Below are 9,946 nucleotides of genomic sequence, written 5' to 3'. Positions count from 1 at the left end.
GTAGGACGCCGCCGAACAATCATTCCGGGAAACCCCCGCACCTTTTGGTGCGGGGGTTTTCTGCGTTCCGGAGTCGTACGGGTTGAAGTGGCGGGGGCGCTCGTCGTGCGTCACCATGCGGGCTAGGGCGGCGACAGGCTCGGAGGGAGTGCGTATGCCGGTCGTGGGACGCATGGCGGCGGTGGTTCTTCTGCTGTTGGCCGGCTGCGTCGGCTTCCCTTCGGGCGTGGCCGGGGCGGCGGACACCGCCGGCAATGGGCTGCCGGTCACCGTGACACTCACCTCCCTCACGCCCTCGGTGCCGGTTGCCGGGGGGACCGTAACGGTCAAGGGGAATGTGAAGAACACCGCCGCCACTGCTGTCACCGGAGTGCAGGTCGGGGTCCGGATGGGGGAGGGCAAGCCTCTTTCCGGGCGTGCGGGGATCGGGGAAGTCGCCGGGCGCGGAAAACCGGTGAGTGCCGACGGGGAAGAGATTTCCGGGCATCTCGATGACGTCGGGGATGTGGCGGCGGGGAAGAGCGCGGATTTCAGTCTCGCTGTTCCCGTGAGTGTGCTGGGGATGAGCAAGGCCGGGGTGTACGAGTTCGCCGTGGATGCGCAGGGGACTGCGGACGGGGCGGATGCGGCGGGCACTGTGGGGATCACCCGTACCTTTCTGCCCTGGTTCCCTACTCCCAGCAGTGCCGAGGCCACCTCGGTGAGTGCGGTGTGGCCGCTTACCGCGACCCCGCACATCAACGCCTGGTCGATGGCCAATGGGGACAGCGGCGAGGCCGTGTTCAGCGACGACTCGCTCGCCGACGATCTGGGCGACAGCGGCCGGCTCGATGCGGCGGTGCGGGCCGCGGACGATCTGCCGGTCACCTGGGTGGTCGACCCCGAACTGCTGGCCGAGGCGAGTGCGATGTCGGACGGATATCGCGTCGCCTCCTCGCCCGATGATTCCGGGCAGCAGGCGGTGCAGGACAACACGGCCGGCAGTGGGCGCAGTGCGGCTTCCTCCTGGCTGAAGCGGTTGAAGAGCGCGGTGAGCGGCGGGGATGTGGTGTCGCTGGCGTACGGGGATCCGGATCTGGCCTCGGTCGCTCATCACGGGTCGGGTGTGGACGGGCTCACGGCGCTGGTGAAGCAGGCGGGGAGCGACGGGGCCGCGCAGGTGGCGAGTGCGCTGGGTGTGACTCCGGAGGCGGAGGTTGCCTGGCCTGCCGACGAGGTGGTCGACACGGGCATCGTGCGGCTCGTGAAGTCGCTGGGCGGCAGCGCGGTGGTGACATCGAGCGCCCAGGTGTCGGGGACTGCGCCGGTGCAGGCCACCAGCGCCGGGACCACCGCCCTCGTCGCCGATTCCACGCTGGGGGATGTGCTGAGTGCCGATTCCGGTCAGGCCGTGATCCAGCAGCGCGTACTCGCGGAGACCCTCGCCGTCACTCTGGCCTCGCCGTCGGACCGGGCGGGGTTGTTCGTGGTGCCGCCCCGGCAGGTGTCGGCGGACGCGGTGAAGGCGCTCGGTGCCGCGTTGGGGGCGGCCCAGGACGCGGGCTGGGTCAAGGGCGTGACCTTGGATCAGTTGCGTACGGAAATGCCTGCTCCGGCCGGGCAGGCCACGGTGCCGGCGGTGTCCGCCTATCCCGCCTCCGAGGCCGCCGACGAGATCTCCGCCGCGCAGCTGCAGAGTGTGGTGGATCAGAAGGGGCGGCTGACTACGCTGCTGCCTCTGCTCACTGCGCCCGATCGGGTGGAGCAGCAGACGCGGGCGGCGATGGCGTCCGGGCTCTCGACCGCCTGGCGCGCCGATCAGACGAAGGGTGACGCGTACCGGGAGGGGCTGGCCGACTCGATCACCGCCTCGCTCGGCGCGGTGCATCTGGTGCAGAAGTCGAAGGTCACGCTGTCGGGGGACAGCGGGAAGCTCCAGGTCTCCGTCGACAACGGGCTGCAGCAGAAGGCGCAGGGGCTGGTGCTGGGGCTGACCGCGCAGGCGCCGATGCTGGAGATCGGGGATGTGCCCGATCTGTCGCTGACGGCTGCGGCGGTGAGCACCGTGTCGGTGCCGGTCGCCGCGCGCAGCAACGGTCAGGCGCAGGTGACGGCGCAGCTGTACCGGAGCGACACCGGGGAGGCCTGGGGAGATCCGGTCACCTTCACCGTGGAGGTGACCTCCATCCAGACCGGCGCCCTGTGGGTGGTCGGGGGCGGTCTGGTGCTGATGCTCATCGCCGTGGCGCGCATCGCCTGGGTACGGCGGCGCAAGGCGACCCGCGGATTCGGGGCTACACCGCGACGACGGTGACGCCCGCTTCCTCGAAGCGTGCCGCGGTCTCGGGGTCGATGCCGGTGTCGGTGACGAGGATGTCGACCTGGTCCGTGGTGCAGATACGGGCGAAGGCCCGCTGGCCGAGCTTGGTGGAGTCGGCGGCGACGACGACGCGCTCCGCGCGCTCGCACAGGAGGCGGTTGATGCCGGCCTCGTCCTCATGGTGGGCGGCCGCGCCGTGCGTGACGTCGAAGCCGTTCACGCCGAGCACCGCGGTGTCCATGGTGATCTGGGAGAGGATTCCGCCGGCGAGCGGGCCGATGAGCTCGTACGACTGGGGGCGGGCCACCCCGCCCGTGACGACGATCTTGAACTGGGGGCGGATCGCGAGCTCGTTGGCGATGTTCAGCGCGTTGGTGACGATGGTCAACGCCGGAGTGCCGGAGGCGAGTTCGGGGCGTACCGCCAGCGCGCGGGCCACTTCCGTGGTGGTCGTACCGCCCGTGAGGCCGACCGCTTCGCCCGGGGTCAGCAGGGAGGCCACCGCCTCGGCGATGCGCTGCTTCTCGGAGGCCCTGCGGGCTGTTTTGTAGCGCAGCGGGAGTTCGTAGCTGACGCCGTGGACGACGGCGCCGCCCCGGGTCCGTACGAGCATCTGCTGCTGCGCGAGCTGGTCGAAGTCGCGCCTGATGGTGGCGGCGGACACGTCCAGTGCGGTCGCTGCTTCCTCTACGTCCAGGCGGCCCTGTTCGACGAGCAGCTCCAGGAGGGCCTTCCAGCGTGCGTCACGTGACATGGAGCGACCTTAGCTCAGAAACGAATGCTTGATTTTGCTCGGAACGGCGCAGTATCGTGCAGAAACAAGCATCGAGCCGAGGGTGGAGTACGGCGTGAGCCATGTCCTGGATGAGTTGAACAGTCAGCCCGAGTGCTGGGAGCGCGCAGCGGCGCTGGCGGCGGAGCATGCGGACGCGCTGCCGGCGGCGGGGGAGCGGGTCGCGGTCGTCGGGTGCGGTACCTCGTTCTTCATGGCGCAGGCCGTCGCCGTGCTGCGCGAGGAGGCGGGGCTCGGGGAGACCGACGCCTTTGCCGCCTCGGAGTTCCCGGACGGACGGACGTACGACCGGGTGATCGCGCTGACCCGGTCGGGCACCACGACCGAGGTCCTGGAGCTGCTGGGGAAGGTACGCGGCAAGACGCGTACGGTCGCGATCACCGGTGACCCCAAGACGCCGATCATGGACGCGGCGGACGACGTCGTCGTCATGGAGTTCGCCGACGAGAAGTCCGTCGTGCAGACGCGGTTCGCCACGACCGCGCTGACCCTGCTGCGGGCCCACTTCGGACTGCACAGCGACACGGTCGTCGCCGATGCGCGGATCGCGCTCGCCGAGCCGCTGCCCGAAGGGCTCGTGGAGTGCACGCAGTTCACCTTCCTCGGGCGCGGCTGGAGCGTGGGGCTCGCGCAGGAGGCCGGGCTGAAGATGCGCGAGGCCTCGCTGTCGTGGACCGAGGCGTACCCGGCGATGGAGTACCGCCACGGACCCATCAGCATCACCACCGCGGGGACCGCCACCTGGATGTTCGGCGAGGCTCCCGAGGGGCTGGCCGAGCAGGTCGGCGCCACCGGCGGGATGTGGGTGGACGGCGGGCTCGACCCGCTCGCCGAGCTCGTACGCGCACAGCGCCTCGCCGTCGCCGTCGCCGCGGCGAAGGGGCTCGACCCCGACCAGCCGCGGCACCTGACGCGCTCCGTCATCCTCGACGAGGGCTGAGCCGATGCCGCTGGTGGGGAGCGGGGGGCTGGTCGCCGATGCGGCGGCCCGCAGTGGGGCCGTCGCCGCGTTCAACGTCATCACGCTGGAACATGTGGAGGCGGTGATCGCGGGGGCCGAGGCCGTCGGGTCGCCTGTCATCCTGCAGATCAGCGAGAACGCGGTGAAGTACCGGCGGGGTCAGGTCGAGCCGCTGGCACGGGCCGCCGCCGAGGCGGCGCGGCTGGCCGGGGTGGACGTCGCGCTGCACCTGGACCATGTGAAGAGCGACGCGCTGCTGCGGCAGGCCGGGTCCGCCGGGTTCAGCTCGGTGATGTACGACGCCGCGCACCTTCCGTACGAGGAGAACCTGGCCGCCACCCGGGCCGCGGCCGACTGGGCGCACGCCCAGGGGCTGTGGATCGAGGCCGAGTTGGGCGAGGTCGGCGGCAAGGACGGGGCCGCGCCGCTGGATGCGCACGCACCCGGGGCGCGTACCTCCCCCGAGGAGGCGCGGACCTTCGTCGCCGAGTCGGGGGTCGACGCACTGGCCGTCGCGGTGGGCAGTTCGCATGCGATGACCTCGCGGACCGCCGTACTCGACCATGAGCTGCTCGGGCGGCTGCGGAGCGCGCTGGATGTGCCGCTCGTGCTGCACGGTTCGTCCGGGGTGCCGGACGGCGAGCTGGCCGCGGCGGTGCGGGGCGGCATCGCGAAGGTCAACATCGGGACGGCGCTGAACATCGCCATGACCGGGGCGATACGCCAGGTGCTCGCCGACCGGCCGGAGGCTGTGGATTCGCGCAAGTACCTCACGGCAGGGCGGCAGGCGATGGCGGAGACCGTCAGTTCGCTGATCGGGGTGCTGGGCGGCGCTGTCGTCCCGGCCTCCCGCTCCGGCGTATAGCGGGCAGCAGGGTGCCGGCCGCCACCGCGGCCGTCACCGTCAGCGCGATCACCGCGTAGTCGGTCGGCGGCAGGTACGGAAGCGTGCCCGCCGCCGTCAGGCCGAAGGCCGTGAGCGGGACCGCAGCCACCACCGTGCCGATGAGCAGACCCGTGGTGGTGATCAGCGCCGTCTCCATCGCGAGCATCCTGGTCACCTGGCGGCGGCCCGCGCCGATCAGGCGCAGCAGGGCGAGTTCGCGGCGGCGGCCGATCGTGATCAGCGCGAGGGTGGAGACCACCGCGAGGACCGTGAAACCGCCGATCACGCCCACGCCCATCACCAGCATGTTCTTCTGGTCGGGCTCGGGGGTGGGGCGGCCGCCGGTGCGGCTGCGGCTCGACGAGGCGCAGGACGGGGCCGAGGCGGCGCTCGCCGAACTGCGCCATGTCGTACGGGGAATCCATCCGCCCGTGCTCACCGACCGGGGGCTCGCGGGCGCGGTACGGGCGCTGGCCGCCGATGTGTCCGTACCGGTGGATGTGGAGCTGGCCGGTGTGGAGGACGGGCGGCGGCTGCCCGCGGCCATCGGGGCGGCGGCCTATTTCGTGGTGGCGGAGGCGCTCACGAACATCAGCAAGCACAGTGGCGCGGACCGTGCGCGGGTACGGATCGCCCGGGAGGCGCGCACGCTCCGGGTGATCATCAGCGACGATGGGGTCGGCGGCGCCGACGAGGGCGCCGGCAGCGGACTGGTGGGAATCCGGCGGCGGGTGGCCGCGCTGGACGGCACCACCCGCATCGCCAGCCCCGGCGGGGGGCCGACGGACATCGAAGTGGAGCTGCCGTGCGCGTCGTGATCGCAGAGGACAACGCCCTGTTGAGGGAGGGGCTGATGCTGCTGCTGAGTTCGTCGGGACATGAGGTGGTCGCGGACGCGGCCACGGGTCCCGAGATCCTGCCCGCGCTGCTCGAACACGGCCGGACGCGGCCGTTCTGGACGTACGGCTCCCGCCGTCCTTCCGCGACGAGGGGCTGCGGGCGGCGCTCGCGGCCCGCAAGGAGATGCCCGAGCTGCCGATCCTGGTGCTCTCGCAGTACGTCGAGGAGACGTACGCCGCCGAGCTGCTCGCCCAGGGCGCGCGGGGCATCGGCTATCTGCTGAAGGACCGGGTGGGCAGGGTCGAGCAGTTCCTGGAGGCGCTGGAGCGGGTCGCCGCGGGCGGGACCGCGCTCGACCCGGAGGTCGTCACCCAGCTGCTCAGCCGGAAGTCGGCTGCCCGGCCGCTCCAGAGCCTCACCGCGCGCGAGCGCGAGGTCCTGGAACACATGGCGCAGGGCAAGGCGAACGGCACCATCGCCGCCGAACTCGTCGTCACCGAGCGGGCGGTGTCCAAGCACATCGGCTCGATCTTCGCCAAGCTCGACCTGCCGCCGGACGACGGTTCCGTGCACCGGCGGGTGCTGGCGGTGCTGGCCTATCTGGAGGGCAACGGGGGCTGATCACCTCGGTTCGAGGAGGTCCCAGCGGTTGCCGTACAGATCCTCGAAGACCGCGACCGAGCCGTACGTCTCGTGGCGCGGCTCCTCCAGGAAGCGGACCCCGGCCGCGGACATCCGGGCGTGGTCGGCGGCGAAGTCGCCGGTGTGCAGGAAGAAGCCGACCCGGCCGCCGGTCTGCGCGCCCACGGCGGCGGCCTGGGCGTTGTCCTTGGCGCGGGCGAGCAGGAGGCCGGTGCCGGGGGCGCCGCCGGGCGGGGTGACGACGACCCAGCGGGTGCCGTTGCCGCGGTCGGTGTCCTCGGTCAGCTCGAAGCCGAGGGCGTCGGTGTAGAAGGTGATCGCCTCGTCGTAGTCGCGGACGACGAGGGTGATCAGTGCGATGTGGGACATGGAGCAAGGTTATACGTACTACGTGGGAGGGTGGCGATCGTGATCCCCACTGATCTTCTGGAGCGCGCCCAGGCGCTCGCCGGGGCCGGGCGGCGCCGGATCCTGGGCATCGCAGGGGCACCGGGCGCGGGCAAGTCCACGCTGGCCGAGGGGCTGGTCGAGGCGCTGGGCGGGCTCGCCGTGCTGGTGCCCATGGACGGGTTCCATCTGGCGCAGGCCGAGCTGGAGCGGCTCGGGCGGGCCGGGAGGAAGGGGGCGTCCGACACCTTCGACGCGGGCGGGTACGCGGCGCTCCTGGAGCGGCTGCGTACCGGCGAGGACACGGTGTACGCGCCCGCCTTCGACCGGAGCATCGAGGAACCCGTCGCCGGGTCCATCGCCGTGCCGGCCGGGGTCCCGCTGGTGATCACCGAGGGGAACTACCTGCTGCACTGGGAGCGGGCGCGCGGCCTCCTGGACGAGGTGTGGTTCCTGGAGATCGGCGCTGAGGAGCGGGTGCGGCGGCTCGTCGCGCGCCATGTGCGGTACGGGAAGGATCCCGCGGAGGCCGAGCGGTGGGTGCGTACCTCCGACGAGGCCAACGCCCGGCTCGTCGAGGCGGGCCGGGCGCGGGCCGATCTTGTCGTAGCGGGTCAGTAGGCCACACAGATACGGGACTTGGGGTGCGTGGGCATCTCCAGCTCGTCGACGAAGGCGGCCGCGTAGTCCTCGGCCGAGATGTGGCTGGTGCCGTCGGGGCCGGTGAGCAGCTGGTCGCCGCCCAGGCGGTAGGAGCCGGTGCGGGTGCCCGGCTGGACGAGGGCGGCGGGGGAGATGTACGTCCAGTCCAGATCGTCCACCGTCCGGTAGAGGTCCAGGACGTCGCCGTGCGCCAGGGCCTCCGGCTTCACGGCCTCGGGGAAGCCGGGGGTCGTCACCAGCGGTACGCCCGGGGCGACTTCGAGGCTGCCCGCGCCGCCGACCACGATGAGGCGCGGGACGCCGGAGGCCCGTACTCCCTCGATCAGCGCCTTGTTGGCCGCGACGAAAGGGCCCGACGGCGCCGAACCGTCGCGTGGTGGGGCCAGCGCGGAGGCCACCACGTCGTGCCCTGCGGCCAGTTCGGCGACCCGGTCCGGGTCCGAGGCGTCTGCGGTGACCAGGGTCAGGCCTTCGCTCGTCCCCTCGGGCGACCTGCCGGAGCGGGTGGCTGCCGTCACCGTGTGTCCGCGCCGGACCGCTTCGGCCGTGATGCGGCTGCCCACCATGCCCGTGGCGCCGAAAAGGAGGATCTTCATGGAGGAATCGTCCCCCGGTGGCGCAGCGGTCGCATCCGGGGCGGGCGCCCGGCAGGATTGTGGCCATGGACGCTGCTGACCCCTCCCCCTTCACCGTTGACGACTACCGCGCCCGCATGGACCGCGCCGCACGGAGCGCGGCCGACGCCGGGCTCGCCGGAGTGCTCGTCGCGCCCGGCCCCGACATGGTCTACCTCACCGGATACGCACCCACCGCGACCACCGAACGGCTGACCCTGCTGGTCCTGGCTCCCGGCCAGGACCCGGTCCTCGTCGTGCCGACCCTGGAGGCGCCGGACGCCGAGCACGCCGTCGGGGCGCCCGCGCTCACGCTGCGCGACTGGACCGACGGCAAGGACCCGTACGCCGTCACCGCGCCGCTGCTCGACGTGGACGGGCGCTTCGGGATCAGCGACAACGCGTGGGCGATGCATCTGCTCGGGCTGCAGAAGGAGTTGCCGGGCACCTCGTACGCCTCGCTCACCGAGAGCCTGCCGATGCTGCGCGCGGTCAAGGACTCGCATGAGCTGGCGCGGCTCGCGGCGGCGGGCGCCGCCGCCGATGCCACGTACGAGCAGATCCTCAAGGTGCGCTTCGAGGGGCGCAGGGAGACCGATGTGGCGGGTGATCTCGCCGATCTGCTGCGGCAGTTCGGGCATTCGCAGGTCGACTTCACGGTCGTCGGCTCGGGGCCCAACGGCGCCAATCCGCACCACGAGGCCGGCGAGCGGGTCATCCTGGGCGGCGACATGGTGGTGCTCGACTTCGGCGGGCTCAAGCACGGGTACGGCTCCGACACCTCCCGTACGGTCCACGTCGGCGCGCCCAGCGTCGCCGAACAGCGCGTGCACGATGTCGTACGGGAGGCGCAGGAGGCCGGCTGCGAGGCCGTACGGCCCGGGATCGCCTGCCAGGAGGTGGACAGGGTGGCGCGAGCGATCATCACCGAGGCCGGGTACGGGGAGCAGTTCATCCACCGCACCGGCCACGGGATCGGCGTGACGACGCATGAACCGCCGTACATGATCGAGGGCGAGGAGCAGCCGCTGGTGCCCGGGATGTGCTTCTCCGTGGAGCCCGGGATCTATCTCCCTGGCCGGTTCGGGGTGCGTATCGAGGACATCGTGACGGTCACCGAGGACGGCGGGCGGCGGCTGAACGCCACCGCCCGCGAGATGGCGATCGTGGAATAGCGGCTCACGGACCGAGCAGTACGCACGATTCCGGGCCCAGCCTCAACAGACCGTCCGCTCCCGGGTGTTCGACCGCCTCCCAGGCGGCGAGCACCCGGCCGGGGCCGCCGCCCAGCGGGATCTCGACCGGTTCCTTGGAGAGGTTCACCGCGGTGCGCAGATCGCCCCGGCGGAAGACCAGCCAGCGGGCCTCCTCGTCGTACGCCACCCGGATCGCGGCCAGGTCCGGGTCTGACAGGTCGGGCTGGTCGCGGCGCAGGGCGAGGAGCGCGCGGTGCCAGGCGAGCAGGCGGGCGTGCGGCTCCTCCGCGGGCTCGGCCCAGTTCAGGCAGGAGCGGTCGCGGGTGGCCGGGTCCTGCGGGTCGGGAAAGTTGTCGATTTGCCCCTTCCGGGGCGTGGCCTCCTCCGCCCAGCCGTGCGCCGCGAACTCCCGCCGCCTGCCCCGCCGTACGGCCTCCGCCAGTTCCGGGTCGGTGTGGTCGGTGAAGAACTGCCAGGGCGTGGACGCACCCCACTCCTCGCCCATGAACAGCATCGGGGTGAAGGGTCCGGTCAGCACCAGGGCCGCCGCGCAGGCCAGCAGGCCGGGTGGGAGCGTGGCGGAGAGCCGGTCGCCGGTGGCGCGGTTGCCGACCTGGTCGTGGGTCTGCGCGTAGCCGAGGAAGCGGTGGGCGGGGGTGGTGGTG

10 protein-coding genes and 2 pseudogenes are annotated in these 9,946 nt (G+C 72.0%); 7 read left to right on the top strand and 5 right to left on the bottom strand.

All coding sequences use genetic code 11. The features are described 5' to 3' along the window. Positions 1–154: 154 nt before the first annotated feature. Positions 155–2,293 (top strand): hypothetical protein, encoded by a 2,139-nt coding sequence (locus tag J0695_RS34275; RefSeq protein WP_206968673.1) that lies wholly within the window; start codon positions 155–157, stop codon positions 2,291–2,293. On the opposite strand, the gene J0695_RS34270 is transcribed toward J0695_RS34275, so the two are convergent. Next, a complete protein-coding gene (locus J0695_RS34270; RefSeq protein WP_206968672.1) occupies positions 2,274–3,053 on the bottom strand; it encodes a DeoR/GlpR family DNA-binding transcription regulator in 780 nt (259 codons plus the stop codon). The genes J0695_RS34275 and J0695_RS34270 overlap by 20 nt on opposite strands. Before the next feature lie 94 nt (positions 3,054–3,147). Between J0695_RS34270 and J0695_RS34265 the strand changes: the two genes are divergently transcribed. Next, positions 3,148–4,032, top strand: a complete 885-nt coding sequence (locus J0695_RS34265; protein ID WP_206968671.1) for an SIS domain-containing protein — start codon at positions 3,148–3,150, stop codon at positions 4,030–4,032. Positions 4,033–4,036: 4 nt separating this feature from the next. Then, the gene (locus J0695_RS34260; protein ID WP_206968670.1) at positions 4,037–4,918 is read left to right on the top strand and encodes a class II fructose-bisphosphate aldolase; all 882 of its coding nucleotides are present in this window, start codon (positions 4,037–4,039) and stop codon (positions 4,916–4,918) included. On the opposite strand, the gene J0695_RS34255 is transcribed toward J0695_RS34260, so the two are convergent. Next, positions 4,857–5,246, bottom strand: a complete 390-nt coding sequence (locus tag J0695_RS34255) for an FtsX-like permease family protein (protein ID WP_206968669.1) — start codon at positions 5,244–5,246, stop codon at positions 4,857–4,859. The two genes, J0695_RS34260 and J0695_RS34255, sit on opposite strands and share 62 nt — an antisense overlap. Before the next feature lie 40 nt (positions 5,247–5,286). Between J0695_RS34255 and J0695_RS34250 the strand changes: the two are divergent. Next, positions 5,287–5,757: pseudogene (locus J0695_RS34250) on the top strand (sensor histidine kinase); the annotation flags it as partial. Next, a pseudogene (locus tag J0695_RS34245) lies at positions 5,745–6,400 on the top strand (LuxR C-terminal-related transcriptional regulator). The pseudogenes J0695_RS34250 and J0695_RS34245, both read left to right, overlap by 13 nt. Here J0695_RS34245 and J0695_RS34240 read toward each other — a convergent pair. Beyond that, the gene (locus tag J0695_RS34240; protein ID WP_206968668.1) at positions 6,401–6,790 is read right to left on the bottom strand and encodes a VOC family protein; all 390 of its coding nucleotides are present in this window, start codon (positions 6,788–6,790) and stop codon (positions 6,401–6,403) included. It abuts the pseudogene before it with no gap. 39 nt (positions 6,791–6,829) lie between these two features. Here J0695_RS34240 and J0695_RS34235 point away from each other — a divergent pair, with 39 nt between their 5' ends. Continuing rightward, positions 6,830–7,429, top strand: coding sequence for a nucleoside/nucleotide kinase family protein (locus J0695_RS34235; RefSeq protein ID WP_206968667.1), 600 nt, complete (start codon positions 6,830–6,832; stop codon positions 7,427–7,429). Here J0695_RS34235 and J0695_RS34230 read toward each other — a convergent pair. After that, positions 7,423–8,067 carry an NAD(P)-dependent oxidoreductase gene (locus tag J0695_RS34230; protein ID WP_206968666.1) on the bottom strand — a complete coding sequence of 215 codons (645 nt, stop codon included), beginning with the start codon at positions 8,065–8,067 and terminating at the stop codon, positions 7,423–7,425. The genes J0695_RS34235 and J0695_RS34230 overlap by 7 nt on opposite strands. A 65-nt stretch (positions 8,068–8,132) precedes the next feature. On the opposite strand from J0695_RS34230, the gene J0695_RS34225 reads away from it, so the two are divergent. Beyond that, positions 8,133–9,260, top strand: coding sequence for an aminopeptidase P family protein (locus J0695_RS34225; protein WP_206968665.1), 1,128 nt, complete (start codon positions 8,133–8,135; stop codon positions 9,258–9,260). A gap of 4 nt (positions 9,261–9,264) precedes the next feature. On the opposite strand, the gene J0695_RS34220 is transcribed toward J0695_RS34225, so the two are convergent. Beyond that, the coding region (locus J0695_RS34220; RefSeq protein WP_206968664.1) for a DUF3459 domain-containing protein at positions 9,265–9,946 on the bottom strand (682 nt) is incomplete at its 5' end.

The sequence above is a fragment of the Streptomyces beijiangensis genome, from assembly GCF_017315755.1.
Taxonomy (GTDB): Bacteria; Actinomycetota; Actinomycetes; order Streptomycetales; family Streptomycetaceae; genus Streptomyces; species Streptomyces beijiangensis.
This window is presented reverse-complemented; position numbering and strand designations above follow the sequence as displayed.

Excerpts from the sequence above, each read along its gene's own strand:
- J0695_RS34275 (WP_206968673.1), top strand. The coding sequence starts at position 155 with ATGCCGGTCGTGGGACGCATGGCGGCGGTGGTTCTTCTGCTGTTGGCC.
- J0695_RS34270 (WP_206968672.1), bottom strand. The coding sequence starts at position 3,053 with ATGTCACGTGACGCACGCTGGAAGGCCCTCCTGGAGCTGCTCGTCGAA.
- J0695_RS34260 (WP_206968670.1), top strand. The coding sequence starts at position 4,037 with ATGCCGCTGGTGGGGAGCGGGGGGCTGGTCGCCGATGCGGCGGCCCGC.
- J0695_RS34255 (WP_206968669.1), bottom strand. The coding sequence starts at position 5,246 with ATGCTGGTGATGGGCGTGGGCGTGATCGGCGGTTTCACGGTCCTCGCG.
- J0695_RS34240 (WP_206968668.1), bottom strand. The coding sequence starts at position 6,790 with ATGTCCCACATCGCACTGATCACCCTCGTCGTCCGCGACTACGACGAG.
- J0695_RS34230 (WP_206968666.1), bottom strand. The coding sequence starts at position 8,067 with ATGAAGATCCTCCTTTTCGGCGCCACGGGCATGGTGGGCAGCCGCATC.
- J0695_RS34225 (WP_206968665.1), top strand. The coding sequence starts at position 8,133 with ATGGACGCTGCTGACCCCTCCCCCTTCACCGTTGACGACTACCGCGCC.